Origin of the sequence: Streptomyces sp. NPDC015171, from assembly GCF_043079545.1 — a bacterium.
GTDB lineage: Bacteria > Actinomycetota > Actinomycetes > Streptomycetales > Streptomycetaceae > Streptomyces.
On the sequence record NZ_JBIBUO010000006.1, the window covers coordinates 326,636 to 352,136 of the forward strand.

Below are 25,501 nucleotides of genomic sequence, written 5' to 3' on the forward strand. Positions count from 1 at the left end.
TACGCGAGGACGCGCGTACGCGGGCAGTACCGGGCGCGAGCACTGAGGAGCACCGTTGAGCAGGCTGCGTTGGCTGACCGCGGGGGAGTCCCACGGTCCCGCACTCGTCGCGACGCTGGAGGGTCTTCCCGCCGGCGTGCCGATCACCACGGAGATGGTGGCGGACCACCTGGCGCGGCGGCGGCTCGGCTATGGCCGCGGTGCGCGCATGAAGTTCGAGCGGGACGAGGTCACGTTCCTCGGCGGTGTCCGGCACGGCCTCACCCTCGGTTCCCCGGTCGCGGTCATGGTGGGCAACACCGAGTGGCCGAAGTGGGAGCAGGTCATGGCGGCCGACCCGGTCGACCCGCAGATCCTGGCCGACCTGGCCCGCAACGCGCCGCTGACCCGCCCGCGCCCCGGCCACGCCGACCTGGCGGGCATGCAGAAGTACGGCTTCGACGAGGCCCGCCCGATCCTGGAGCGCGCCTCCGCCCGCGAGACCGCCGCCCGGGTGGCGCTGGGCGCGGTGGCCCGGTCGTACCTGAAGGAGACGGCCGGCATCGAGATCGTCTCGCACGTGGTCGAGCTGTGCTCCGTCAAGGCCCCGCAGGGTGTCTACCCCACGCCGTCCGACGTCGAGAAGCTGGACGCCGACCCGCTGCGCTGCCTCGACGCGGACGCGTCCAGGGCGATGGTCGAGGAGGTCGACCAGGCGCACAAGGACGGCGACACGCTCGGCGGTGTGGTCGAGGTCCTCGCCTACGGAGTCCCCGTCGGCCTCGGCTCGCACGTGCACTGGGACCGCAAGCTGGACGCCCGGCTCGCCGGTGCCCTCATGGGCATCCAGGCGATCAAGGGCGTCGAGATCGGGGACGGCTTCGAGCTGGCCCGGGTGCCCGGTTCCCAGGCGCACGACGAGATCGTCAACACGCCCGAGGGCATCCGGCGCGTCTCCGGCCGCTCCGGCGGCACCGAGGGCGGCCTGACCACGGGTGAGCTGCTGCGGGTGCGGGCCGCGATGAAGCCCATCGCGACCGTGCCGCGGGCCCTGCAGACCGTGGACGTGTCCACGGGCGAGGCGGCCCAGGCCCACCACCAGCGGTCCGACGTGTCCGCCGTGCCGGCCGCGGGCATCGTCGCCGAGGCCATGGTGGCGCTCGTCCTCGCGGACGCGGTCGCGGAGAAGTTCGGCGGCGACTCGGTGGCCGAGACCCGGCGCAACGTCCTGTCGTACCTCGAGAACCTGGTCATCAGGTGAGCGTCGTGCCGGCGGTCGTGCTGATCGGCCCGATGGGAGTGGGCAAGTCCACCGTCGGACGGCTGCTCGCCGAGCACCTCGGCGTGGGGTACCGGGACACCGACGAGGACATCGTCACGGCCGAGGGCCGCACCATCGCCGAGATCTTCGTGGACGAGGGCGAGCCCGCCTTCCGCGCCCTGGAGAAGGCGGCCGTGCGCGCCGCCCTCGCCGGGCACGACGGTGTGGTCGCGCTGGGCGGCGGGGCGGTGCTGGACGCGGACACGCGGGCGCTGCTGGCCGGTCAGCGGGTGGTCTACCTCTCGATGGAGGTCGAGGAGGCCGTCAAGCGCACCGGTCTGTACGTGGCCCGCCCGCTGCTCGCGGTCAATCCGCGCAAGCAGTGGCGGGAGCTGATGGAGGCGCGTCGGCACCTCTACGAGGAGGTCGCCACCGCCGTCGTACCGACGGACGGACGCACTCCCGAAGAGGTCGCGCAGGCGGCGCTCGACGCACTGGAGTTGAAGCAAGCATGAGCGAGGCAGTCACCCGTGTCCGGATCGCCGGCACCGCGGGTACGGACCCCTACGAGGTACTGGTGGGCCGGCAGCTGCTGGGCGAGCTGGCGGGGCTGATCGGCGAGCAGGCCAAGCGGGTCGCGGTGATCCACCCGGAGGGGCTGGCCGAGACCGGCGAGGCGCTGCGCGCGGACCTGGCCGAGCAGGGCTACGAGGCCGTGGCGATCCAGGTGCCCAACGCCGAGGAGGCCAAGACCGCCGAGGTCGCCGCCTACTGCTGGAAGGCGCTGGGCCAGTGCGGGTTCACCCGCACCGACGCCATCGTCGGCGTTGGCGGCGGCTCGACCACGGACCTGGCCGGGTTCGTCGCCGCGACCTGGCTGCGCGGAGTGCGCTGGGTCGCCGTCCCCACCACCGTGCTGGCGATGGTGGACGCGGCGGTCGGCGGCAAGACCGGGATCAACACCGCGGAGGGCAAGAACCTCGTCGGTTCCTTCCACCCGCCGGCCGGTGTGCTGTGCGACCTGGCCGCGCTGGAGTCGCTGCCGGTCAACGACTACGTGTCGGGTCTCGCCGAGGTCATCAAGGCGGGGTTCATCGCCGATCCGGTGATCCTGGACCTGATCGAGGCCGACCCGGAGGCCGCCCGCACCCCGGCGGGTCCGCACACGGCCGAGCTGATCGAGCGGTCGATCCGGGTCAAGGCGGAGGTCGTCTCCTCGGACCTGAAGGAATCGGGTCTGCGGGAGATCCTCAACTACGGCCACACGCTGGGCCACGCGATCGAGAAGAACGAGCGCTACAAGTGGCGGCACGGTGCCGCGGTCGCGGTCGGCATGCACTTCGCCGCCGAACTGGGCCGGCTCGCGGGCCGGCTGGACGACAGGACGGCCGACCGGCACCGCAGCATCCTCGAATCGGTCGGCCTGCCGCTGCACTACCGCTACGACCAGTGGCCCCGGCTGGTGGAGACGATGAAGGTGGACAAGAAGTCCCGCGGCGATCTGCTGCGCTTCATCGTCCTGGACGGCCTGGCCAAGCCCACCGTCCTGGAGGGACCGGACCCGGCCGTCCTCCTCGCGGCCTACGGCGAGGTCGGCCAGTAAGTCCCGGACGCTCCCCCCGCGTCCGGTTTCGACTGCCGGTTCTCGTCGCTGATTTCCTTCGCCGACCGGGCACTTCGGACCGTCCCCGGCCGTTTCACCAAACGACGGCCGGGGACGGTACCGTTCGGTAGGAAGCGGGCTTCGCACCCGCTTCCCAGCGTCAGAAGTGTGTACGAGACGGAGTGGCAACGGATGCAGCACGCAGTGGGGTCTCCGCTGCCGTCGACCCACCAGCCGGGGCTGGGGCCGCACGCCGGCTGGGCGCCGGCCGCCCACCCGGGCCCGCACCCGGGAGCCCCGCAGGGGTCCCTCCCGGTTCCGCCGCCGGGCTTCCCGGCCGCCCCGCCGGCTCCGCGGCAGCCCCCGGCCCCTTCCGGCCCGGTGCTCCCGCCGCCGCAGGGCGTCTCGGCGCCGCCGGCCCCTGATACCACCGGGCATGTTCCGCTGCCACCCGGCGGCCCCGTCGGCGTGCCCGCGGCGGCGCCCGCCGCGGTCCCGGTCCCGGACCCGACGGCCACCACCCTCGCCGTCCTCCTCATCGGCCCGGCCGGCGCGGGCAAGACCAGCGTCGCCAAGTACTGGGCGGACCGCCGCCGCGTCCCCACGGCCCACATCAGCCTGGACGACGTGCGCGAATGGGTCCGCTCGGGCTTCGCCGACCCCCAGTCCGGCTGGAACGACCACTCCGAGGCTCAATACCGCCTGGCCCGCCGGACCTGCGGCTTCGCCGCCCGGAACTTCCTGGCCAACGGCATCTCCTGCATCCTGGACGACGCCGTCTTCCCGGACCGCCCGGTCGTGGGCCTCGGCGGCTGGAAGCGCCATGTGGGCCCCGGGCTGCTCCCGGTGGTCCTCCTCCCGGGCCTGGACATCGTCCTGGAGCGCAACGCCGAGCGCACCGGCAACCGCCGCCTCTCCGACGAGGAGGTGGCCCGCATCCACGGCCGCATGGCCGGCTGGTACGGCTCGGGCCTGCCGATCATCGACAACTCCCAGCTGGACGTCCCCGGCACGGCCCGCGTACTGGACGAGGTCCTGGCCCGGGCGATAGCGAGCCCGCCGAGCTGGTGAGCCGGTCTCCCCGACCCCACTCGGCCCCACCCAACCGGCATAAATCGGTTAAAACTCCTACGCTCATCTCATGTCAGAGGTGTACGCGAACCGCCGATCCCGGCTGAGGGACCGCTGCAACGCGGCCGGTACCGCGGCAGCGCTCGTCACCCGCCCCGCCAACGTGCGCTACCTGGCGGGAGCCGCGCCGCACCGCGCCGTCCTGCTCCTCGGCAAGCGCGAGGACGCGCTCGTCTGCGTCGGCCCGCCCGACGAGCGTCCGCACGAGGGCCGGCCGGACGAGCATCTGCGCCTGCACATCCTGCCCGCGCCCGGGGGCGACGCCGCGGTCGCGGCGGCCGGCCTCGCCGCGGCCCAGGACGCCGACTCGCTCGCCGTCGAGGAACACCACCTCACCGTGGCCCGTCACAGAGCCCTCGCCTCCGTCGCCCCGCGGATCCGCCTCGCCGACCTCGGCGGAGCCGTCGAGCAGCTCAGGGTGGTCAAGGACGAGGAGGAGATCTCCTGCCTGCGCATCGGCGCCGAGATCGCCGACCAGGCCCTCGGCGAGCTGCTGGAGTCGATCCTGGTCGGCCGCACCGAACGGCACCTCGCGCTGGAGCTGGAGCGGCGCCTGGTCGACCACGGCGCCGACGGCCCGGCCTTCCCCACCTCCGTGGCCACCGGACCGCACGCCGGCCGCCGCGGCCACCGCCCCACCGACCGGCGGGTGGAGGAGGGCGACTTCCTCTCCGTCTGCCTCGGTGCCACCTACCGCGGCTACCGTTGCGAGATCGGCCGCACCTTCGTCATCGGCACCTCGCCCGCCGACTGGCAGATCGAGCTGTACGACCTCGTCTTCGCCGCCCAGCGCGCCGGCCGGGAGTTCCTGGCACCGGGCGCCGCCTACCGGGACGTCGACCGCGCGGCCCGCCAGGTGCTGGACTCCGCGGGCTATGCGGAAGCCCTGCAACCGCTCACCGGACACGGGGTCGGACTCGAAATCGACGAGGACCCGCAGTTGGCGCCCGCGGCCATGGGTAAACTGGACGCTTGCGTGCCGGTCACCGTCGAACCGGGGGTTCACCTCCCGGGCCGGGGCGGTGTCCGGATCGATGACACGCTCGTCGTACGCCCAGAGGCGGACGGCGGACCCGAGCTACTCACCATCACGACCAAGGAGCTGCTCGCGCTGTAGGAGTGCGTGCCCCGGGGTCGTCCACGTCAGTCCAGGAGATTCCGCAACCGTGGCTTCCACGAACGACCTCAAGAACGGCCTGGTGCTCAAGCTCGAAGGCGGCCAGCTCTGGTCCGTCGTCGAGTTCCAGCACGTCAAGCCCGGCAAGGGCCCGGCCTTCGTGCGCACCAAGCTCAAGAACGTGCTGTCCGGCAAGGTGGTCGACAAGACCTTCAACGCCGGCGTCAAGGTCGAGACGGCCACTGTCGACAAGCGCGACATGCAGTTCTCGTACATGGACGGCGAGTACTTCGTCTTCATGGACATGGACACGTACGACCAGCTGATGATCGACCGCAAGACGGTCGGCGACGCCGCGAACTTCCTGATCGAGGGCTTCAGCGCCACCGTCGCCCAGCACGAGGGCGAGGTGCTCTTCGTCGAGCTGCCGGCCGCCGTCGAGCTGACCATCGCCGAGACCGAGCCGGGCGTCCAGGGCGACCGCTCCACCGGCGGCACCAAGCCCGCCACGCTGGAGACCGGCCACCAGATCCAGGTGCCGCTCTTCATCACCACCGGCGAGAAGATCAAGGTCGACACCCGTACCAGCGACTACCTCGGCCGGGTGAACAGCTAACCGTGGCTGCCCGCAACACGGCCCGCAAGCGCGCCTTCCAGATCCTCTTCGAGGGCGACCAGCGCGGAGTCGACGTCCTGACGGTCCTCGCGGACTGGATCCGGCTGTCGCGGTCCGACACCCGGCAGCCGCCCGTCAGCGAGTACACGATGCAGCTGGTCGAGGGCTACGCGGAGCACGTGCAGCGCATCGACGAGCTGATCGACCAGTACGCGGTGGGGTGGACGCTCGACCGTATGCCGGGCGTCGACCGCAACATCCTGCGGCTGGGCGCGTACGAGCTGATCTGGGTCGACGAGACGCCGGACGCCGTTGTTCTGGACGAGATGGTGCAGCTGGCGAAGGAGTTCTCGACCGACGAGTCGCCCGCGTTCGTCAACGGCCTGCTGGCCCGGCTGAAGGAGCTCAAGCCGACGCTGCGGCGGGGCTAGCACCGAACGGCAGGGGCGTCGTGGGACTGCGGTGGTACGACGGCTGCGGCTTGTCCGTGGCCGGTCGCGCAGCTCACCGCGCCCCTTCGGCGTTCCCGCCGCCTGTGCCGCGGGGCGGCGCCGAACCGGCACAGAAGACCGCCGGGGTGGCCGGAACCCTCATGGTTCCGGCCACCCCGGCGGCACGTTTCTGCTGAGCTGCTGGAAGGGGTTACGCGTCTTCGTGCGTGGCCACCGCGCGGCGCGCGTCCGCGTCCAGGACGCCCCAGCTGATCAGCTGCTCGGTGAGGACCGAGGGGGACTGGTCGTAGATGACGGCGAGGGTGCGCAGGTCGTCCTGCCGGATGGAGAGCACCTTGCCGTTGTAGTCACCGCGCTGGGACTGGATCGTCGCCGCGTAGCGCTGCAGGGGGCCCGCCTTCTCGGCCGGCACCGTGGCCAGCCGCTCCAGGTCCAGGACGAGCTTCGGCGGCGGCTCGGCGGCCCCGCCCGGCGTGGTGCCCGGCAGCAACTCCTGCACGGGGACACCATAGAAATCGGCCAGCTCGGCCAGGCGCTGCACCGTCACGGCACGGTCACCGCGCTCGTACGAACCGACCACCACGGCCTTCCAGCGCCCCTGGGACTTCTCCTCGACACCGTGGAGGGAAAGGCCCTGCTGGGTGCGGATGGCCCGGAGCTTGGCCCCGAGCTGTTTGGCGTATTCGCTGGACATATAGCTCCCCGGACACTGTGTCGACGCGGCCGGCTGTCTTCCCGCCGCGCGGCTGGTAACTCACTGTGAGGTTACGCAGCGTGACTCTTGTGCGTCAAGCCGAATGGTCCACACCGACTCTTCCGTGGTAGCGGCGGCCGATTAGGCCAAGCGGGTGACAAGGCCGGTCCGGTGACCTGCTACCGTGGATGGCGCAATTCCGACGTCCTTTAAGATCCGTCCCGTGAGGCGGAGAAGGGGGTCCGTTTCGTATGGACAAGCACGACACGCAAGCACATCCGCAGGCGTCCGATGCGCGGCCCGTTCTCGAGGGTCCCGACATCGCGCGGGTTCTGACCCGTATCGCCCACGAGATCGTCGAGCGCGCCAAGGGCGCCGACGACGTGGTGCTCCTCGGCATCCCGACCCGGGGCGTCTTCCTCGCCCAGCGGCTCGCCGCCAAGCTGGAGCAGATCACCGATCGCAAGATCCCGGTCGGCTCGCTCGACATCACCATGTACCGCGACGATCTGCGCATGCACCCGCCGCGTGCGCTGGCCCGCACCGACATCCCCGGTGACGGTCTCGACGGCCGCCTGGTCGTCCTCGTCGACGATGTGCTCTTCTCCGGGCGCACGATCCGCGCCGCCCTGGACGCGCTGAACGACATCGGGCGCCCGCGCGCGGTGCAGCTCGCGGTCCTGGTCGACCGCGGCCATCGCGAACTGCCCATCCGTGCCGACTACGTCGGCAAGAACCTCCCCACGTCGCTGCGGGAGACGGTCAAGGTCCAGCTCGCCGAGGAGGACGGTCGCGACACCGTGCTGCTCGGTGTGAAGCCGGCCGCTCAGTAGCCAGTCAGGCGCACGGCCGCCTCCGGGCGTGCCTCCGCATGCACCGGCCTGCCCGAAATCTCCCGTCTGAACTGCCTTACGGAGCCTGACAGATGCAGCGTCATCTCATCTCGGCCGCCGACCTCACCCGCGACGACGCCGTCCTGATCCTCGACACCGCCGAGGAGATGGCCCGGGTGGCCGACCGGCCGATCAAGAAGCTGCCGACCCTGCGCGGCCGGACCATCGTCAACCTCTTCTTCGAGGACTCCACGCGCACGCGCATCTCCTTCGAAGCCGCCGAGAAGCGCCTGTCCGCGGACGTCATCAACTTCTCCGCCAAGGGCTCCTCGGTGTCCAAGGGCGAGTCCCTGAAGGACACCGCCCAGACCCTCGAGGCCATGGGCGTGGACGCCGTGGTCATCCGGCACGGCGCCTCCGGGGCCCCGTACCGGCTCGCCAACTCCGGCTGGATCGACGCGGCCGTCATCAACGCGGGCGACGGCACCCACCAGCACCCCACCCAGGCCCTGCTGGACGCCTTCACCGTCCGCCGCCGGCTGATCGGCCGCGACGCCGGGCTCGGCCAGGACCTGTCCGGCAAGCGGATCACCGTCGTCGGCGACGTCCTGCACAGCCGGGTCGCCCGCTCCAACGTCGACCTGCTGCACACCCTCGGCGCCGAGGTCACCCTGGTCGCTCCGCCCACCCTGGTCCCGGTCGGCGTCGAGTCCTGGCCGTGCGCGGTCTCCTACGACCTCGACAGCACGCTGCCCAAGTGCGACGCCGTGATGATGCTCCGCGTCCAGAGCGAGCGCATGAACGCGGCCTTCTTCCCGACCGAGCGCGAGTACTCCCGGCGCTACGGCCTCGACGGCGACCGCATGGCCAAGCTGCCCGAGCACGCCATCGTGATGCACCCCGGGCCGATGGTCCGCGGCATGGAGATCACCGCCGAGGTCGCCGACTCCGACCGCTGCACGGCCGTCGAGCAGGTCGCCAACGGCGTCTCCATCCGGATGGCCGTGCTGTACCTGCTGCTCGGCGGCAACGAACCCGCCGTCTCCCACCCCCGTACCACCGAGGAGAAGTAAGACATGAGCAAGATCCTGATCCGTGGTGCGAAGGTGCTCGGCGGGGCGCCGCAGGATGTGCTGATCGACGGCGAGACCATCGCCGAGACCGGCACCGCACTGAGCGCCGAGGGCGCCGAGGTGGTCGAGGCCGGCGGCAAGGTGCTGCTGCCGGGCCTCGTCGACCTCCACACCCATCTGCGCGAGCCGGGCCGCGAGGACTCCGAGACCGTTCTCACCGGCACCCGGGCGGCGGCGAGCGGCGGCTACACGGCCGTCTTCGCCATGGCCAACACCTTCCCGGTCGCCGACACCGCCGGCGTGGTCGAGCAGGTCTACCGGCTCGGCCGGGACCACGGCTACTGCGACGTCCAGCCCATCGGCGCCGTCACGGTCGGCCTGGAGGGCAGGAAGCTCGCCGAGCTGGGCGCCATGCACGAGTCCGCCGCCGGCGTCACCGTCTTCTCCGACGACGGCAAGTGCGTCGACGACGCCGTGATCATGCGCCGCGCGCTGGAGTACGTGAAGGCATTCGGCGGGGTCGTCGCCCAGCACGCGCAGGAGCCCCGGCTGACCGAGGGCGCCCAGATGAACGAGGGCGTCGTCTCCGCCGAGCTGGGCCTTGGCGGCTGGCCCGCGGTCGCCGAGGAGTCGATCATCGCCCGGGACGTGCTCCTCGCCGACCACGTCGGCTCCCGCGTGCACATCTGCCACCTGTCGACCGCCGGCTCCGTCGACATCGTCCGCTGGGCCAAGTCCCGCGGCATCCAGGTCACCGCCGAGGTCACCCCGCACCACCTGCTCCTCACCGACGAGCTGGTGCGCACGTACAACCCCGTCTACAAGGTCAACCCGCCGCTGCGCACCGAGCGCGACGTGCTGGCCCTGCGCGAGGCGCTCGCCGACGGCACGATCGACATCGTCGCCACCGACCACGCCCCGCACCCGCACGAGGACAAGGACTGCGAGTGGGCCGCCGCCGCCATGGGCATGGTCGGCCTGGAGACCGCGTTGTCAGTGGTCCAGGAGACCATGGTCGAGACGGGTCTGCTGGACTGGGCCGGCGTTGCCGACCGGATGTCCGTCAAGCCCGCTCGGATCGGACAGGCCACCGGACACGGCCGTCCCGTCTCGGCTGGTGAGCCCGCCAACCTCACCCTGCTCGACACGGAATACCGTGGTCAGGTGGATCCCGCGGGCTTCGCCTCGCGCAGCCGCAACACCCCCTACCAGGGGCGCGAGCTGCCGGGCCGTGTGACGCACACGTGGCTGCGGGGCAAGGCGACGCTCGTCGACGGGAAGCTCACGTGACACCTGTAATCCTGCTGGCCGATGCCCAGAAGTCGGCCGAGGTCACCGACTGGGGAGCCCGCATCGGCTGGCTCGTCGGACTGGCCCTCTTCATCGCGCTCGTCTACTGGCTGATGCGCGAGGGCTGGAAGTGGCGCGGCACCCTCCAGGGCGGCCTGCCGGCGCTGCCCAGCGCGCCGGAGGAGACCGGCCCGGCCAGACTGAGCATGAGCGGCCGCTACCACGGCTCCACCACCGCCGGGCAGTGGCTGGACCGCATCGTGGCCCACGGCCTTGGCACCCGCAGCCGGGCCGAGCTCACCCTGACCGACGCGGGCCTGGAGGTCGAGCGCCCCGGAGCGAGCGACTTCTTCGTCCCGGCGGCCGCACTGCGCGAAGCCCGCCTGGACAAGGGAATCGCCGGCAAGGTCCTCACCGAGGGCGGGCTGCTGGTGGTGACCTGGGCACACGGCGACAAGCTGATCGACTCCGGCTTCCGCTCCGACCACGCGGCCGAGCACAACGAGTGGGTCGACACCCTGAACCAGATGATCAACAACACGGAAGGCGCACGATGACGACCTCCACCAAGGGAGCCGCGAGGGTTCCCGCCGTACTCGTCCTGGAGGACGGCCGCCTCTTCCGCGGCCGTGCCTACGGGGCCGTGGGGGAGACCTTCGGCGAGGCCGTGTTCTCCACCGGCATGACCGGCTACCAGGAGACCCTGACCGATCCGTCGTACGACCGCCAGATCGTCGTCGCGACCGCCCCGCAGATCGGCAACACCGGCTGGAACGACGAGGACGACGAGTCGGGCCGCATCTGGGTCTCCGGCTACGTCGTGCGCGACCCCGCGCGCGTGCCGTCCAACTGGCGGGCCAAGCGCTCCCTGGACGACGAGCTGGAGCGGCAGGGCGTCGTCGGCATCGCCGGCATCGACACCCGCGCCCTCACCCGCCATCTGCGCGAGCGCGGCTCCATGCGCGCCGGCGTCTTCTCCGGTGCGGCGATCGCCTCCGACGCGGAGCTGCTGGAGCGGGTGCAGGCCCAGCCGCACATGAAGGGCGCGAGCCTCTACGAGGAGGTCGCGACCAAGGAGGCGTACGTCGTCCCGGCGATCGGCGAGAAGCGGTTCACCGTCGCCGCCGTCGACCTCGGCATCAAGGGCATGACCCCGCACCGCATGGCCGAGCGCGGCATCGAGGTGCACGTCCTGCCCGCCACCGCCACGGCCGACGACGTCTACGCCGTCGGCCCGGACGGCGTGTTCTTCTCCAACGGCCCCGGCGACCCGGCGACCGCCGACGGCCCGGTCGCGCTGATGACCGCCGTCCTGGAGCGCGGGACGCCGCTGTTCGGCATCTGCTTCGGCAACCAGATCCTGGGACGCGCCCTCGGCTTCGGCACCTACAAGCTGAAGTACGGCCACCGCGGCATCAACCAGCCGGTCCAGGACCGCACGACCGGCAAGGTCGAGGTCACCGCGCACAACCACGGCTTCGCCGTGGACGCGCCGCTCGACAAGGTCAGCGACACGAGGTTCGGCCGCGCCGAGGTCTCGCACGTCTGCCTGAACGACGACGTCGTGGAGGGGCTGCAGCTGCTCGACCAGCCGGCCTTCTCCGTCCAATACCACCCCGAAGCGGCAGCGGGCCCGCACGACGCCGCGTACCTGTTCGACCGCTTCGTATCCCTGATGGAGGGCCAGCGTGCCTAAGCGCACCGATATCCAGTCCGTCCTGGTCATCGGCTCCGGCCCGATCGTCATCGGCCAGGCCGCCGAGTTCGACTACTCCGGGACCCAGGCGTGCCGCGTGCTCAAGGCCGAGGGCCTGCGGGTCGTGCTCGTCAACTCCAACCCGGCGACGATCATGACCGACCCGGAGATCGCCGACGCCACCTACGTCGAGCCGATCACCCCGGAGTTCGTCGAGAAGATCATCGCCAAGGAGCGCCCGGACGCCCTGCTGCCCACCCTGGGCGGCCAGACGGCGCTGAACACCGCCATCTCGCTGCACGAGAACGGCGTCCTGGAGAAGTACGGCGTCGAGCTGATCGGCGCCAAGCCCGAGGCGATCCACAAGGGCGAGGACCGCGACCTGTTCAAGGGCGTCGTCGAGGCGGTCAAGGCCAAGATCGGCTACGGCGAGTCCGCCCGCTCGGTCATCTGCCACTCCATGGACGACGTCCTCGAGGGCGTCGAGACCCTCGGCGGCTACCCGGTCGTCGTCCGCCCGTCCTTCACCATGGGCGGCGCCGGCTCCGGCTTCGCGCACGACGAGGAGGAGCTGCGCCGCATCGCCGGCCAGGGCCTCACCCTCTCGCCGACCACCGAGGTGCTCCTGGAGGAGTCCATCCTCGGCTGGAAGGAGTACGAGCTGGAGCTGATGCGCGACAAGAACGACAACGTCGTGGTCGTCTGCTCCATCGAGAACTTCGACCCGATGGGCGTGCACACCGGCGACTCGATCACGGTCGCACCCGCGATGACGCTGACCGACCGCGAGTACCAGATCCTGCGGGACGTCGGCATCGCCGTCATCCGCGAGGTCGGCGTCGACACCGGCGGCTGCAACATCCAGTTCGCGGTCGACCCCGAGGACGGCCGGGTGATCGTCATCGAGATGAACCCGCGTGTCTCGCGCTCCTCGGCGCTCGCCTCCAAGGCGACCGGCTTCCCGATCGCCAAGATCGCCGCCAAGCTGGCCGTCGGCTACACGCTGGACGAGATCCCGAACGACATCACCCGGGAGACCCCGGCCTCCTTCGAGCCCACGCTCGACTACGTGGTCGTCAAGGCCCCGCGGTTCGCCTTCGAGAAGTTCCCGCAGGCCGACTCCACGCTGACCACCACCATGAAGTCGGTCGGCGAGGCCATGGCCATCGGCCGCAACTTCCCCGAGGCCTTCCAGAAGGCGCTGCGCTCGCTGGAGAAGAAGGGCAGCCAGTTCTCCTTCATCGGCGAGCCCGGCGACAAGGACGAGCTGCTGCGCGAGGCCGTACGGCCCACCGACGGCCGGATCAACACGGTCATGCGGGCCATCCGCGCCGGTGCCACGCCCGAGGAGATCTTCGCGTACACGAAGATCGACCCCTGGTTCGTGGACCAGCTCTTCCTGATCAAGGAGCTGGCCGACGAGCTGGCCGAGGCGCCCGAGCTGACCGCCGGGCTGTTCGCCGAGGCCAAGCGGCACGGCTTCTCCGACCAGCAGATCGGCGAGATCCGCGGTCTGCGCGAGGACACCGTCCGCGAGGTCCGGCACGCCCTGGGCATCCGCCCGGTCTACAAGACGGTCGACACCTGCGCGGCCGAGTTCGCCGCGCGGACGCCGTACTTCTACTCCTCGTACGACGAGGAGAGCGAGGTCGCGCCCCGCGAGAAGCCGGCCGTCATCATCCTCGGCTCCGGCCCGAACCGCATCGGCCAGGGCATCGAGTTCGACTACTCCTGCGTCCACGCCTCCTTCGCGCTGTCCGACGCCGGGTACGAGACCGTGATGGTCAACTGCAACCCGGAGACCGTCTCCACGGACTACGACACCTCCGACCGCCTGTACTTCGAGCCGCTGACGCTGGAGGACGTGCTGGAGATCGTCCACGCGGAGCAGCAGGCGGGCCCGGTCGCGGGTGTCATCGTCCAGCTGGGCGGCCAGACCCCGCTCGGCCTCTCGCAGGCCCTGAAGGACAACGGCGTACCGGTCGTGGGCACCTCCCCCGAGGCCATCCACGCGGCCGAGGACCGCGGCGCCTTCGGCCGCGTCCTCGCGGAGGCGGGCCTGCCGGCCCCGAAGCACGGCACGGCCACCACCTTCGAGGAGGCCAAGGCCATCGCCGACGAGATCGGCTACCCGGTCCTGGTCCGGCCCTCGTACGTGCTCGGCGGACGCGGCATGGAGATCGTCTACGACGAGACCCGCCTCGCCTCCTACATCGCCGAGTCGACCGAGATCAGCCCCTCCCGGCCGGTCCTCGTCGACCGCTTCCTCGACGATGCCATCGAGATCGACGTCGACGCCCTCTACGACGGCGAGGAGCTGTACCTCGGCGGCGTCATGGAGCACATCGAGGAGGCCGGCATCCACTCCGGCGACTCGGCGTGCGCCCTGCCCCCGATCACCCTCGGCGGCTTCGACATCAAGCGCCTGCGCGCCTCCACCGAGGCCATCGCCAAGGGCGTCGGCGTGCGCGGCCTGATCAACATCCAGTTCGCGATGGCCGGCGACATCCTCTACGTCCTGGAGGCCAACCCGCGCGCCTCCCGGACGGTCCCCTTCACCTCCAAGGCGACCGCGGTGCCGCTGGCCAAGGCCGCCGCCCGGATCTCGCTCGGCACGACCATCGCCGAGCTGCGCGCCGAGGGCCTGCTGCCGAAGACGGGCGACGGCGGCGAGCTGCCGCTGGACGCGCCGATCTCCGTCAAGGAGGCCGTCATGCCGTGGTCGCGGTTCCGCGACATCCAGGGCCGGGGCGTGGACACCGTCCTCGGCCCGGAGATGCGGTCCACCGGCGAGGTCATGGGCATCGACTCCGTCTTCGGCACGGCGTACGCCAAGTCGCAGGCGGGTGCCTACGGCCCGCTGCCCACCAAGGGCCGCGCGTTCATCTCGGTCGCCAACCGCGACAAGCGCTCGATGATCTTCCCGGCGCGCGAGCTGGTGGCGCACGGCTTCGAGCTGCTCGCGACCTCCGGCACCGCGGAGGTCCTCAAGCGCAACGGCATCAACGCCACGGTCGTGCGCAAGCAGTCCGAGGGCACCGGACCGAACGGCGAGCGGACCATCGTCCAGCTCATCCACGACGGCGAGGTCGACCTCATCGTCAACACGCCGTACGGCACCGGCGGCCGGCTCGACGGCTACGACATCCGTACGGCGGCCGTGGCCCGCTCCGTCCCCTGCCTGACGACCGTCCAGGCGCTCGCGGCGGCCGTCCAGGGCATCGACGCCCTCAACCACGGTGACGTGGGCGTCCGCTCGCTCCAGGAACACGCGGAACATCTGACCGCGGCCCGCGACTAGCGGCCCCGAGGGGGACACCGGAAAACGGTGTCCCCCTCTTCATGAGGGCCCCCTGAAGCTTCCAGAGGACAAACCGAACATGTACAAGTACTTCTTCCGTCTGGTGTTCACCCGGATGGACCCCGAGCAGGCCCATCACCTCGCCTTCCGCTGGATCCGGCTCGCCGCCCGCGTCCCCGTGCTGCGCACCTTCGTCGCCGCCGTGCTCGCGCCCCGCCACAAGGAGCTGCGCACCGAGGCCCTCGGGCTGCGGATGCACGGCCCGTTCGGCCTCGCCGCCGGCTTCGACAAGAACGCCGTGGCCATCGACGGGATGTCGATGCTGGGCTTCGACCACGTCGAGATCGGCACGGTCACCGGGGAGCCGCAGCCGGGCAACCCGAAGAAGCGGCTTTTCCGGCTCGTCGCGGACCGCGCGCTGATCAACCGCATGGGCTTCAACAACGACGGCTCGCTCGCCGTCGCCGCCCGCCTGGCCACCCGCCGCCCGGTCTTCCGCACGGTCGTCGGCGTCAACATCGGCAAGACCAAGGTCGTCCCGGAGGCGGAGGCCGTCGCCGACTACGTGAAGTCGGCCGAGCGGCTCGCGGCGTACGCGGACTACCTGGTCGTCAACGTCTCCTCGCCCAACACGCCGGGACTGCGCGACCTCCAGGCGGTCGACCACCTGCGCCCGCTGCTCAGCGCCGTGCGCGAGGCCGCCGACCGCACGGTGGCGAACCGCCGCGTCCCGCTGCTGGTGAAGATCGCCCCCGACCTCGCCGACGAGGACATCGACGCGGTCGCCGACCTCGCCGTGGAGCTGGGCCTCGACGGCATCATCGCCACCAACACCACCATCGCGCGCGAGGGCCTCGGCCTGCGGTCGGCGGCCGGGCTGGTGAAGGAGACCGGCGGCCTGTCCGGGGCCCCGCTCAAGGAGCGCTCCCTGGAGGTCCTGCGGCGCCTGTACGCGCGCGTGGGCGACCGGATCACCCTGGTGGGCGTCGGGGGCGTCGAGACCGCTGAGGACGCCTGGCAGCGCATCCTGGCCGGTGCCACGCTGGTCCAGGGCTACAGCGCCTTCGTCTACGAGGGTCCCCTCTGGTGCCGGTCCGTGCACAAGGGCCTCGCCGCCCGTCTGCGCACCAGCCCGTACGCCACCCTCGCCGACGCGGTCGGCGCCGACGTGAGGAAGCCCGCATGACCTCGTACGAGCCCTTCGGTGCCCGTCTGCGCCGCGCCATGGACGAGCGCGGCCCGCTGTGCGTCGGCATCGACCCGCACGCCTCCCTGCTCGCCGAGTGGGGCCTGGACGACGACATCGCGGGCCTCGAGCGGTTCAGCCGCACGGTCGTGGAGGCCATGGCCGACCGGGTGGCCGTCCTGAAGCCGCAGAGCGCCTTCTTCGAGCGGTTCGGCTCGCGCGGCCTGGCCGTCCTGGAGACGTCCGTGCGGGAGGCGCGGGCGGCCGGTGCCCTGGTCGTGACGGACGCCAAGCGCGGCGACATCGGCTCGACCATGGCCGCCTACGCCGAGGCGTTCCTGCACCCGGACGCCCCGCTCTTCTCCGACGCCCTGACGGTCTCGCCCTACCTCGGCTACGGCTCGCTGAGCCCCGCCGTGGCCCTGGCCCGGGAGAGCGGTGCCGGCCTGTTCGTGCTGGCGCTTACCTCGAACCCGGAGGGCGGCGAGGTGCAGCACGCGGTACGCGCCGACGGCCGGAGCGTCGGAGCGACCATGCTGGCCCACCTGGCGGTCGAGAACGCGGGGGAGGAGCCGCTGGGCTCCTTCGGCGCGGTGGTGGGCGCCACGCTCGGCGACCTGTCCACCTACGACCTGGACATCAACGGCCCGCTCCTGGCGCCCGGCATCGGTGCCCAGGGCGCCACCCCGGCCGACCTTCCCAAGGTCTTCGGGTCGGCCGTCCGCAATGTCGTGCCGAACGTCAGCCGGGGGGTCCTGCGGCACGGACCCGACGTCAGCGCGCTGCGCGGGGCCGCCGAGCGGTTCGCGGAGGAGATCAGGGCGGCCGTCGGCGGAGCCTGAACCCCGCGTGGTGCGCTCGGCTGAGCGGCATCGCGCCGACTTGAGCGTGAATAGATTCCCAAAAGGAGGGCAGTATGTCTGAAATGTCCGGCCTGACGGAGGCTGACCAGGACTTTTCCGCTGTTCTCGCTGACTCTGGCGGACTTGCCCGCTAGTCTCCGAGCAGTGGGGGCACCTCCCACGCCCTTCAGGCAGTGGGGGAGAACGGGCAGCGTGTTGCTCGTAGCTCCCCAGGTGTGGGGCGACTAGGTTCCTCACCGGTCCGTATCCGACAGTTCGACATCCGAGGTGACGTAGGCGTGGCTCTTCCGCCCCTTACCCCTGAACAGCGCGCAGCCGCGCTCGAAAAGGCCGCCGCGGCTCGCCGGGAGCGGGCCGAGGTCAAGAATCGACTCAAGCACTCCGGCGCCTCCCTGCACGAGGTCATCAAGCAGGGCCAGGAGAACGACGTCATCGGCAAGATGAAGGTCTCCGCCCTGCTCGAGTCCCTGCCGGGCGTGGGCAAGGTCCGCGCCAAGCAGATCATGGAGCGTCTGGGCATCTCCGAGAGCCGCCGTGTGCGGGGTCTCGGTTCCAACCAGATCGCCTCCCTGGAGCGTGAGTTCGGCAGCACCGGCTCCTGAGTCCGCCCCCGGGCGGGCCGGGAGTCCCGGGCACTCCGGGATTGCTGGAATAATCGCTGTATGGCAGTAACACTCCGGGGGACGACCCCCGAGCCCCCGGACGCACGTCCGCGGCTGACCGTGCTCTCCGGCCCCTCGGGGGTCGGCAAGAGCACGGTCGTCGCCCATATGCGCAAAGAACACCCCGAGGTCTGGCTCTCGGTGTCGGCGACGACCCGTAAGCCGCGCCCCGGCGAGCAGCACGGAGTCCACTACTTCTTCGTCACCGACGAGGAGATGGACAAGCTCATCGCCAACGGCGAGCTGCTGGAGTGGGCCGAGTTCGCGGGCAACCGCTACGGCACGCCCCGCGCGGCCGTGCTGGAGCGGCTGGAGAACGGTGAGCCCGTCCTGCTGGAGATCGACCTCCAGGGTGCGCGGCAGGTCCGTGAGTCCATGTCCGACGCCCGGCTGGTGTTCCTGGCCCCGCCCTCCTGGGAGGAGCTGGTGCGCCGGCTGACCGGCCGGGGGACCGAGCCGCCCGAGGTCATCGAGCGCCGCCTGGCGGCCGCGAAGACCGAGCTGGCGGCCGAGCCGGAGTTCGATGTGACCTTGGTCAACACCTCCGTCGAGGACGTGGCTCGCGAGCTGCTAGCCTTGGTGGACGTTGTGTGATCGTGACTGTGATCACGATGTCTGATTCTTTTCCATCCATCGGAAGGTAGAGCGTGTCCTCTTCCATCACCGCGCCCGAGGGCATCATCAACCCGCCGATCGACGAGCTTCTCGAGGCGACCGACTCGAAGTACAGCCTCGTGATCTACGCGGCCAAGCGTGCCCGTCAGATCAACGCGTACTACTCGCAGCTCGGTGAGGGCCTCCTGGAGTACGTCGGTCCGCTCGTCGACACCCACGTCCACGAGAAGCCGCTCTCGATCGCCCTGCGCGAGATCAACGCGGGTCTGCTGACCTCCGAGGCCATCGAGGGCCCGGCGCAGTAGTACGTTCAGACTGCGATTGACGTATCCACAGGCCCGGCGGTCATGCTGCCGGGCCTGTGGTGTGTCATGGAGTCGTACGTAGTCGAGTCCGGGGAGACACGGTGGACAAGCCGAGGGTCGTGCTGGGGGTCAGCGGTGGCATCGCCGCCTACAAGGCCTGCGAGCTGCTGAGAAGGTTCACGGAGTCGGGTCACGACGTCCGTGTCGTGCCGACCGCCGCCGCGCTGCACTTCGTCGGCGCCGCCACCTGGTCGGCCCTGTCCGGCAACCCGGTCTCGACCGAGGTCTGGAACGACGTCCACGAGGTCCCGCACGTCCGCATCGGCCAGCACGCCGACCTGGTGGTCGTGGCCCCGGCCACCGCCGACATGCTCGCCAAGGCCGCCCACGGCCTCGCCGACGACCTGCTGACCAACACCCTCCTCACCGCCCGCTGCCCGGTGGTCTTCGCCCCGGCGATGCACACCGAGATGTGGGAGCACCCGGCCACCCAGGAGAACGTGGCCACGCTGCGCCGCCGCGGCGCGGTGGTCGTCGAGCCCGCCGTCGGCCGCCTCACCGGCGTCGACACCGGCAAGGGCCGGCTGCCCGACCCGGGCGAGATCTTCGAGGTGTGCCGCCGGGTGCTGGCCCGGGGCGGCGCCGCCGGGCCCGATCTGGCGGGACGGCATGTCGTCGTCTCCGCCGGCGGCACCCGCGAGCCCCTCGACCCGGTCCGCTTCCTCGGCAACCGCTCCTCCGGCAAGCAGGGCTACGCCCTCGCCCGCACCGCCGCCGCGCGCGGTGCCCGGGTGACATTGGTCTCGGCCAACGCCGGTCTGCCCGATCCCGCGGGTGTGGACGTCGTCCGGGTGGGCACCGCCGTGCAGCTGCGGGAGGCGGTCCTGAAGGCGGCGGCGGACGCCGATGCCGTGGTCATGGCCGCGGCCGTCGCCGACTTCCGTCCGGCCGCCTACGCCGCCGGGAAGATCAAAAAGAAGGACGGCCAGGACCCCGAGCCGATCGTCCTAGTGCGAAATCCGGACATTCTCGCGGAGATTTCGGCCGACCGCGCCCGCCCCGGACAGGTGGTCGTCGGCTTCGCCGCCGAGACCGACGACGTCCTCGCCAACGGCCGGACCAAGCTCGCCCGCAAGGGCTGCGACCTGCTCGTGGTCAACGAGGTGGGGGAGCGCAAGACCTTCGGTTCCGAGGAGAACGAGGCCGTCGTACTGGGTGCCGACGGCAGTGAGACCCCGGTGCCGCACGGCCCCAAGGAGGCCCTGGCCGACACGGTCTGGGACCTGGTCGTACGACGGCTGGCCTAACGTCCGGCAGTCGATCGGGCGAACTCGGGTCAGGTTCACGCCACGCCCGATTCGGGCGCGGCGCCCCTGGCCAAGGCCGCGCGCCATTGTGCAGAATGCCCGTGCCGCAGGTCACAGCGCTCCCGAGAGGCGAGACAGTGACCCACAGGCCGAGCGCGAACGATAAACTGTTCACGGTCGACGCCAGGCGCAGCCCTGCGTCGCCCGGAAATGATCAGCCAGCAGCCGCTGCAACCACAGGGAGCGTTGTGTCCCGTCGCCTGTTCACCTCGGAGTCCGTGACCGAGGGTCACCCCGACAAGATCGCTGACCAGATCAGCGACACCATTCTCGACGCGCTTCTGCGCGAGGACCCGACGTCCCGGGTCGCCGTCGAGACCCTGATCACCACCGGCCTGGTGCACGTGGCCGGCGAGGTGACGACGAAGGCGTACGCGGACATCGCGACCCTCGTCCGCAACAAGATCCTGGACATCGGTTACGACTCCTCGAAGAAGGGCTTCGACGGCGCCTCCTGCGGTGTGTCGGTGTCGATCGGCGCGCAGTCGCCGGACATCGCGCAGGGCGTGGACGCCGCCTACGAGACCCGGGTCGAGGGCGACGACGACGAGCTGGACAAGCAGGGCGCCGGCGACCAGGGCCTGATGTTCGGCTACGCCTCGGACGAGACGCCCACCCTGATGCCGCTGCCGATCTTCCTGGCGCACCGGCTGTCCAAGCGGCTGTCCGAGGTGCGCAAGAACGGCACCATCCCCTACCTGCGCCCGGACGGCAAGACGCAGGTCACCATCGAGTACGACGGCGACAAGGCCGTCCGCCTCGACACCGTGGTGGTCTCCTCCCAGCACGCCTCCGACATCGACCTGGAGTCGCTGCTGGCCCCGGATGTCCGGGAGTTCGTGGTGGAGCCGGAGCTGAAGGCGCTGCTGGACGAGGGCATCAAGCTGGAGACCGAGGGGTACCGGCTGCTGGTGAACCCGACCGGCCGCTTCGAGATCGGCGGCCCGATGGGCGACGCGGGTCTGACCGGCCGCAAGATCATCATCGACACCTACGGCGGTATGGCCCGCCACGGCGGCGGTGCCTTCTCCGGCAAGGACCCGTCCAAGGTGGACCGCTCGGCCGCGTACGCCATGCGCTGGGTGGCCAAGAACGTCGTGGCGGCGGGTCTGGCCGCGCGCTGCGAGGTCCAGGTCGCCTACGCGATCGGCAAGGCCGAGCCGGTGGGTCTGTTCGTGGAGACCTTCGGCACGCACAAGGTCGAGACGGAGAAGATCGAGAAGGCCATCGACGAGGTCTTCGACCTGCGTCCGGCCGCGATCATCCGCGACCTGGACCTGCTGCGCCCGATCTACTCCCAGACCGCCGCGTACGGTCACTTCGGTCGTGAGCTGCCCGACTTCACCTGGGAGCGCACCGACCGCGTGGAGGCGCTGAAGAAGGCCGTGGGCCTGTAACCCCGCCTCTCCCTTTCGCCGAGGCCCGGTTCCCCTTCGAGGGGAGCCGGGCCTCGGCGTCTCCAGGGCCCGGGTCGGTCAGCCGGCCGCCGTGAGGCGGACACGGCGCCGGACGCGGTCCGTCTCCAGGACCCGGACGGTCAGCTCCTGCCCCTCGGCGACGACCCGTCCGCCCAGCTCGCAGACGTGCACCAGGCCCTCCACCACCGCACCGAGCCGCACGAACACACCGAACGGGATCACCTTCGTCACCGGGCCCGTCACCACGTCCCCCTCGGCCAGGCCGAGCGTGTCCCAAGGGTCCTCCTGGAGGGCCTTCAGCGAGATGACCACCTCGCCCTGGTACGAGTCGGCGACGACCACCTCGCCGGTGACCCGCTGTCCGGGCCGGACGGCGTCCGCCGGGTGGTCGATGCGCGCCCAGGTCAGATCGGGGACGCGGACGAAGCCGGTCGCCGGGTGGACGGGGTGCGGGGGCTCCCCGTCCAGGCGGACGAACACCCCGAAGTGGTGCACGGCGGCGACGGTCCCCGTGACGACGTCCCCGGGCCGCACGCGCCGCAGATGGCGGTAGAGGGCCTCGTCCTCGCATGCCTTCGCGGAGAGCAGGACCCGGCGGGGGTGCTCGTCGACGCCCCGCACCTCGGCGGTGACGCGCTGCCCGACCGTCACGATCTCGGCCGGGTCGTCGTACGCCTTCCAGGTCAGCAGGTGCCGGGGGATGCGGCCCGTCGGCTCCCCGGGACCGTCGCCGTCCAGCCGGACGACGACCTCGTGGCCGGCGAAGCCGGTCACCGTGCCCCGGACCACCTCCCAGGGCACGAACGCCGCGAGCCGCGCGCGCAGTTGCTCCAGGGGATCCGGGACGGGTTCGGGCATGGGCAGGAGCCCAGGCCCCCAGGGCCCGGGCGGGCCCCGGCCGCCTCGGCGGACCCGGGCGTCCTGGTGGCTCCGGAGCCCCGGCGGTGACCGGCGGCCGGGCCCGTTGTCGGTGGCGTTTGGTAAGAATGCAAGCGTGAGCAGCGAGAACGGGGCGTCCCGGCCAGAAGGGGAGGACGGCGAGGCCGAGGGGGCACCGCCGGAGCAGCTCGCGCTCATCCGGGAGAGCGTGCGCGAGGCCAAGGTGCCCCGGGCCAAGCCGCGGACCTGGCGCGGGGCCGCGCTCGCCGAGCGGCTGCCCGTGGCACGGGTCCTGGTCGACAAGGGTGTGCTGCACCTCGACCGGTACTTCGACTACGCCGTGCCGGCGGAGCTGGACGCACAGGCGCAGCCCGGGGTGCGGGTGCGGGTGCGGTTCGGGGCCGGGCGGCACCGGGTGCGCGACGGGCGCCGGGAGGGCGGCGGGCTCATCGACGGCTTCCTCGTCGAGCGGCGGGCCGAGTCCGACTACTCCGGGCCGCTGGCCGCGCTCGCCCAGGTGGTGTCGCCGGAGCGGGTGCTGAGCGAGGAGCTGCTCGGCCTGGCCCGGGCCGTCGCCGACCGGTACGCGGGCAGCCTCGCCGACGTGCTGCAGCTGGCCGTGCCCCCGCGCAACGGCCGCGCCGAACAGCGGCGGTCCCCGGCGCCCCTGCCCGCGCCGCAGGCGCCGGACCCCGCCTCCTGGAGCCGGTACGAGCACGGGGCGGCCTTCCTCGACGCGCTGGCCTCCGGAGGGGCGCCCAGGGCCGTGTGGAACGCGCTGCCGGGACCGGAGTGGAGCGAGGAGCTGGCGCGGGCCGTCGCGGCGGCCCTCGCCTCCGGGCGCGGCGCCCTGGTCGTCGTACCGGACGGGCGGGCCGCCGCGCGGGTGGACGCCGCGCTGACCGCGCTGCTCGGCCCGGGACGGCACGCGCTGCTCACCGCCGACGCCGGACCCGAGAAGCGGTACGCGCAGTGGCTGGCGGTGCGGCGCGGTTCCGTGCGGGCCGTGGTCGGGACGCGGGCGGCGATGTTCGCGCCCGTGGCGGACCTGGGGCTCGTCGCCATCTGGGACGACGGGGACGACAGCCACAGCGAGCAGCACGCCCCGCAGCCGCACGCCCGCGATGTCCTGCTGCTGCGTGCCGCGCTGGACAAGTGCGCCTTCCTGCTGGGGAGCCGGAGCTGCACCGTGGAGGCGGCCCAGCTCGTGGAGAGCGGCTGGGCCCGGCCGCTGGTCGCCGGCCGGGAGCAGGTGCGCCGGGCCGCGCCCCTCGTCCGGACGGTCGGCGACGAGGACCTCGCCCGCGACGAGGCCGCCCGCGCCGCCCGGCTGCCCACCCTCGCCTGGCAGGCGGCCCGTGAGGGGCTGCGCCGCGGCCCGGTCCTCGTGCAGGTGCCCCGGCGCGGCTACGCCCCCCGTATGGCCTGCGCCCAGTGCCGGGCGCCCGCGCGCTGCCGGCACTGCTCCGGTCCGCTGGAAGGGCAGGACGGGGGCGTGCTGAGCTGCGCGTGGTGCGGGCGGGGAGAGAGCGCCTGGCACTGCCCGGAGTGCGGCGGCTTCCGGCTCCGCGCCCAGGTCGTGGGCGCCCGCCGCACCGCGGAGGAACTGGGGCGGGCCTTCCCCGCCGTACCGGTGCGCACCTCGGGCCGTGAGCATGTGCTGGACACCGTCCCGGACGCGCCCGCGCTGGTCGTCAGCACACCGGGCGCCGAACCCGTCGCCGAGGGCGGCTACGCGGCGGCCCTGCTGCTGGACGGCTGGGCCATGCTCGGCCGCCCCGACCTGCGGGCCGGTGAGGACGCGCTGCACCGGTGGATCGCGGCATCGGCGCTGGTGCGGCCCCAGGGCGAGGGAGGCACCGTGGTCGTGGTGGCCGAGCCGACCCTGCGGCCGGTGCAGGCGCTGGTGCGCTGGGACCCGGTCGGGCATGCCGTGCGGGAACTGGCCGAGCGGGCCGAGCTGGGCTTTCCGCCGGTGTCCCGGATGGCGGCCGTGTCCGGTCCGCCCGCGGCGGTCGCCGAGTTCCTCGCGGCGGTCGCGCTGCCGTCGGACGCCGAGGTGCTCGGGCCGGTGCCGCTGCCGCCCGCGCCGCCTGGCCGGCCGCGCAGACCCGGCGCACCCCCGCCGGGCGAACACTGGGAGCGGGCCCTCGTCCGGGTGCCGCCGGGCAGCGGGGCCGCGCTGGCCGCCGCGCTGAAGACCGCGCAGGCCGCCCGGATGGCACGGGGGAGCGCGGAGGCGGTACGGGTGCGGATCGATCCCCCGGACATCGGGTAGCGCGGCGGGATCCCCCGGGCATCGGGTAGCGCGGCGGGACCTCCCGGGCATCGGGTAGCGCGGCCAGATCCCCCGGAGATCGGGTAGCCGGGCGCCCACCGGAGGGAGACGGAACGGATCCGCGTACGCGGACACGCGCACACGCGGTGGGAGGGCGGATCGGCACCTGCGGGCATCGGCCGGACCGGTGGCGCGGCCAGCGCCCGTCGGGCGCGGGGCGCACGGCTCGCCGGTAGGCATCCGGCCCTCCCGGATGCGGCCCGGGAGGGCGTCGCGGGACCGGCGCCGTCAGCCGTTGCGCGGCCCGGGGAAGGCCGTCGGCAGGGCGTCCTCGCGCAGCGTGGGGCTGCCCGCCGTCGGCTGGGTGGGCATGGAGCGGGCCGCCGGAACCGTCGGCAACGCGGGCAGTCCCGCGTTCACGTTGAGCGTGCGGGTGCCGGACGGCTCCGTCGTCCGCTCGGGCTCCACCGGCGTCTGGGCCGCGGCGCGACGCGCGCCGTACCGGCGGTGCACCGCCTGCTTGGTGACGCCGAGCGCCGAGCCCACCGCGTCCCACGAGAAGCCGAGCGAGCGGTCGAAGTCCACGGCGGCCGTCACCAGGGTCTCCACACTGTCCCGGAGCTCCTGGGCGAGGCGGACCGTGGGGGCGGGGGCGCGTCCGTAGACGACGAAGCCCGTGGACGGGCCGGAGCGGCGCGGACGGTAGACATTGCCCAACTGGGCGGTGAGCGTGCGCAGCGCGTCCACCTGCCGGCGGACCCGCTCGATGTCCCGCACCAGCAAGTGCAGGCTGGCCCGGGCCTGGGCGTCGTGGGTTGCGTGGTCGGCCATGAACAAGCCTCTCGAACCGGCGTTGAAAGGAATCGGGCCGCCAAAGCGGCC

At 72.1% G+C, this 25,501-nt stretch carries 24 protein-coding genes; 21 read left to right on the forward strand and 3 right to left on the reverse strand.

Annotated elements, in window-relative coordinates:
- The first annotated feature begins 55 nt into the window (after positions 1-55).
- The 7 genes from aroC to nusB all read left to right on the forward strand — a co-directional run bounded on the left by aroC (position 56) and on the right by nusB (position 6,138).
- Complete coding sequence (aroC, locus tag ACF073_RS19455; RefSeq protein WP_392071511.1) at positions 56-1,240, forward strand: chorismate synthase; 1,185 nt, start codon at positions 56-58, stop codon at positions 1,238-1,240.
- Positions 1,237-1,755: a shikimate kinase gene (locus ACF073_RS19460; protein WP_392071513.1), complete on the forward strand. Its 519-nt coding sequence runs from the start codon at positions 1,237-1,239 to the stop codon at positions 1,753-1,755. Before aroC ends, ACF073_RS19460 begins: the two co-directional genes overlap by 4 nt.
- Positions 1,752-2,843, forward strand: coding sequence for a 3-dehydroquinate synthase (gene aroB / locus ACF073_RS19465; RefSeq protein ID WP_392071515.1), 1,092 nt, complete (start codon positions 1,752-1,754; stop codon positions 2,841-2,843). The genes ACF073_RS19460 and aroB overlap by 4 nt, the downstream gene beginning before the upstream one ends.
- 192 nt (positions 2,844-3,035) lie before the next feature.
- Positions 3,036-3,914 (forward strand): Pro-rich N-terminal domain-containing protein, encoded by an 879-nt coding sequence (locus ACF073_RS19470; RefSeq protein ID WP_392071517.1) that lies wholly within the window; start codon positions 3,036-3,038, stop codon positions 3,912-3,914.
- Between the two features lie 70 nt (positions 3,915-3,984).
- Positions 3,985-5,091: an aminopeptidase P family protein gene (locus ACF073_RS19475; protein WP_392071520.1), complete on the forward strand. Its 1,107-nt coding sequence runs from the start codon at positions 3,985-3,987 to the stop codon at positions 5,089-5,091.
- Positions 5,092-5,140: 49 nt separating this feature from the next.
- A complete protein-coding gene (gene efp, locus ACF073_RS19480) occupies positions 5,141-5,707 on the forward strand; it encodes an elongation factor P (protein WP_392071522.1) in 567 nt (188 codons plus the stop codon).
- Between the two features lie 2 nt (positions 5,708-5,709).
- Positions 5,710-6,138 carry a transcription antitermination factor NusB gene (nusB, locus tag ACF073_RS19485; protein WP_392071524.1) on the forward strand — a complete coding sequence of 143 codons (429 nt, stop codon included), beginning with the start codon at positions 5,710-5,712 and terminating at the stop codon, positions 6,136-6,138.
- A 211-nt stretch (positions 6,139-6,349) separates the two neighbouring features.
- On the opposite strand, the gene bldD is transcribed toward nusB, so the two are convergent.
- Complete coding sequence (bldD, locus tag ACF073_RS19490) at positions 6,350-6,853, reverse strand: transcriptional regulator BldD (RefSeq protein WP_020938842.1); 504 nt, start codon at positions 6,851-6,853, stop codon at positions 6,350-6,352.
- A gap of 251 nt (positions 6,854-7,104) precedes the next feature.
- On the opposite strand from bldD, the gene pyrR reads away from it, so the two are divergent.
- From pyrR to metK, 13 genes are all read left to right on the forward strand, one after another.
- Positions 7,105-7,686 (forward strand): bifunctional pyr operon transcriptional regulator/uracil phosphoribosyltransferase PyrR, encoded by a 582-nt coding sequence (pyrR, locus tag ACF073_RS19495; protein ID WP_392071526.1) that lies wholly within the window; start codon positions 7,105-7,107, stop codon positions 7,684-7,686.
- Between the two features lie 92 nt (positions 7,687-7,778).
- Positions 7,779-8,759, forward strand: a complete 981-nt coding sequence (locus ACF073_RS19500; protein WP_392071528.1) for an aspartate carbamoyltransferase catalytic subunit — start codon at positions 7,779-7,781, stop codon at positions 8,757-8,759.
- 3 nt (positions 8,760-8,762) lie between these two features.
- The gene (locus ACF073_RS19505) at positions 8,763-10,049 is read left to right on the forward strand and encodes a dihydroorotase (protein ID WP_392071530.1); all 1,287 of its coding nucleotides are present in this window, start codon (positions 8,763-8,765) and stop codon (positions 10,047-10,049) included.
- Positions 10,046-10,606 carry a hypothetical protein gene (locus tag ACF073_RS19510; RefSeq protein WP_392071532.1) on the forward strand — a complete coding sequence of 187 codons (561 nt, stop codon included), beginning with the start codon at positions 10,046-10,048 and terminating at the stop codon, positions 10,604-10,606. The genes ACF073_RS19505 and ACF073_RS19510 overlap by 4 nt, the downstream gene beginning before the upstream one ends.
- Complete coding sequence (gene carA / locus ACF073_RS19515) at positions 10,603-11,745, forward strand: glutamine-hydrolyzing carbamoyl-phosphate synthase small subunit (RefSeq protein ID WP_392071534.1); 1,143 nt, start codon at positions 10,603-10,605, stop codon at positions 11,743-11,745. The genes ACF073_RS19510 and carA overlap by 4 nt, the downstream gene beginning before the upstream one ends.
- Entirely contained in the window at positions 11,738-15,046 is a 3,309-nt protein-coding gene (gene carB / locus ACF073_RS19520; RefSeq protein ID WP_392071536.1) for a carbamoyl-phosphate synthase large subunit, read from the forward strand. Before carA ends, carB begins: the two co-directional genes overlap by 8 nt.
- Before the next feature lie 79 nt (positions 15,047-15,125).
- Complete coding sequence (locus ACF073_RS19525) at positions 15,126-16,232, forward strand: quinone-dependent dihydroorotate dehydrogenase (RefSeq protein WP_392071538.1); 1,107 nt, start codon at positions 15,126-15,128, stop codon at positions 16,230-16,232.
- Positions 16,229-17,074, forward strand: a complete 846-nt coding sequence (gene pyrF / locus ACF073_RS19530) for an orotidine-5'-phosphate decarboxylase (RefSeq protein ID WP_392071540.1) — start codon at positions 16,229-16,231, stop codon at positions 17,072-17,074. Before ACF073_RS19525 ends, pyrF begins: the two co-directional genes overlap by 4 nt.
- Positions 17,075-17,373: 299 nt before the next feature.
- A complete protein-coding gene (locus ACF073_RS19535; protein ID WP_003977346.1) occupies positions 17,374-17,697 on the forward strand; it encodes an integration host factor in 324 nt (107 codons plus the stop codon).
- 60 nt (positions 17,698-17,757) lie between these two features.
- Entirely contained in the window at positions 17,758-18,351 is a 594-nt protein-coding gene (gmk, locus tag ACF073_RS19540; protein ID WP_392071541.1) for a guanylate kinase, read from the forward strand.
- Positions 18,352-18,404: 53 nt separating this feature from the next.
- Entirely contained in the window at positions 18,405-18,677 is a 273-nt protein-coding gene (gene rpoZ, locus ACF073_RS19545; RefSeq protein WP_005319902.1) for a DNA-directed RNA polymerase subunit omega, read from the forward strand.
- A 101-nt stretch (positions 18,678-18,778) separates the two neighbouring features.
- On the forward strand, positions 18,779-19,984 hold the full coding sequence (gene coaBC, locus ACF073_RS19550) for a bifunctional phosphopantothenoylcysteine decarboxylase/phosphopantothenate--cysteine ligase CoaBC (protein WP_392071542.1): 1,206 nt from the start codon (positions 18,779-18,781) through the stop codon (positions 19,982-19,984).
- Between the two features lie 248 nt (positions 19,985-20,232).
- Positions 20,233-21,441 carry a methionine adenosyltransferase gene (gene metK, locus ACF073_RS19555; RefSeq protein ID WP_392071544.1) on the forward strand — a complete coding sequence of 403 codons (1,209 nt, stop codon included), beginning with the start codon at positions 20,233-20,235 and terminating at the stop codon, positions 21,439-21,441.
- Between the two features lie 78 nt (positions 21,442-21,519).
- Here metK and ACF073_RS19560 read toward each other — a convergent pair whose 3' ends face one another.
- Positions 21,520-22,320 carry a S1 RNA-binding domain-containing protein gene (locus ACF073_RS19560; RefSeq protein ID WP_392071545.1) on the reverse strand — a complete coding sequence of 267 codons (801 nt, stop codon included), beginning with the start codon at positions 22,318-22,320 and terminating at the stop codon, positions 21,520-21,522.
- A gap of 136 nt (positions 22,321-22,456) precedes the next feature.
- Between ACF073_RS19560 and ACF073_RS19565 the strand changes: the two genes are divergently transcribed.
- On the forward strand, positions 22,457-24,619 hold the full coding sequence (locus ACF073_RS19565) for a primosomal protein N' (protein WP_392071546.1): 2,163 nt from the start codon (positions 22,457-22,459) through the stop codon (positions 24,617-24,619).
- A gap of 288 nt (positions 24,620-24,907) precedes the next feature.
- On the opposite strand, the gene ACF073_RS19570 is transcribed toward ACF073_RS19565, so the two are convergent.
- Positions 24,908-25,450: a hypothetical protein gene (locus ACF073_RS19570; RefSeq protein WP_392071548.1), complete on the reverse strand. Its 543-nt coding sequence runs from the start codon at positions 25,448-25,450 to the stop codon at positions 24,908-24,910.
- Between the last annotated feature and the right edge of the window lie 51 nt (positions 25,451-25,501).

Coding starts and splice junctions, on each gene's coding strand:
- aroB (WP_392071515.1), top strand. CDS start 1,752: ATGAGCGAGGCAGTCACCCGTGTCCGGATCGCCGGCACCGCGGGTACG.
- carA (WP_392071534.1), top strand. CDS start 10,603: ATGACGACCTCCACCAAGGGAGCCGCGAGGGTTCCCGCCGTACTCGTC.
- ACF073_RS19500 (WP_392071528.1), top strand. CDS start 7,779: ATGCAGCGTCATCTCATCTCGGCCGCCGACCTCACCCGCGACGACGCC.
- bldD (WP_020938842.1), bottom strand. CDS start 6,853: ATGTCCAGCGAATACGCCAAACAGCTCGGGGCCAAGCTCCGGGCCATC.
- ACF073_RS19570 (WP_392071548.1), bottom strand. CDS start 25,450: ATGGCCGACCACGCAACCCACGACGCCCAGGCCCGGGCCAGCCTGCAC.
- ACF073_RS19475 (WP_392071520.1), top strand. CDS start 3,985: ATGTCAGAGGTGTACGCGAACCGCCGATCCCGGCTGAGGGACCGCTGC.
- gmk (WP_392071541.1), top strand. CDS start 17,758: ATGGCAGTAACACTCCGGGGGACGACCCCCGAGCCCCCGGACGCACGT.
- pyrR (WP_392071526.1), top strand. CDS start 7,105: ATGGACAAGCACGACACGCAAGCACATCCGCAGGCGTCCGATGCGCGG.
- ACF073_RS19505 (WP_392071530.1), top strand. CDS start 8,763: ATGAGCAAGATCCTGATCCGTGGTGCGAAGGTGCTCGGCGGGGCGCCG.
- pyrF (WP_392071540.1), top strand. CDS start 16,229: ATGACCTCGTACGAGCCCTTCGGTGCCCGTCTGCGCCGCGCCATGGAC.
- ACF073_RS19525 (WP_392071538.1), top strand. CDS start 15,126: ATGTACAAGTACTTCTTCCGTCTGGTGTTCACCCGGATGGACCCCGAG.
- ACF073_RS19560 (WP_392071545.1), bottom strand. CDS start 22,320: ATGCCCGAACCCGTCCCGGATCCCCTGGAGCAACTGCGCGCGCGGCTC.
- ACF073_RS19470 (WP_392071517.1), top strand. CDS start 3,036: ATGCAGCACGCAGTGGGGTCTCCGCTGCCGTCGACCCACCAGCCGGGG.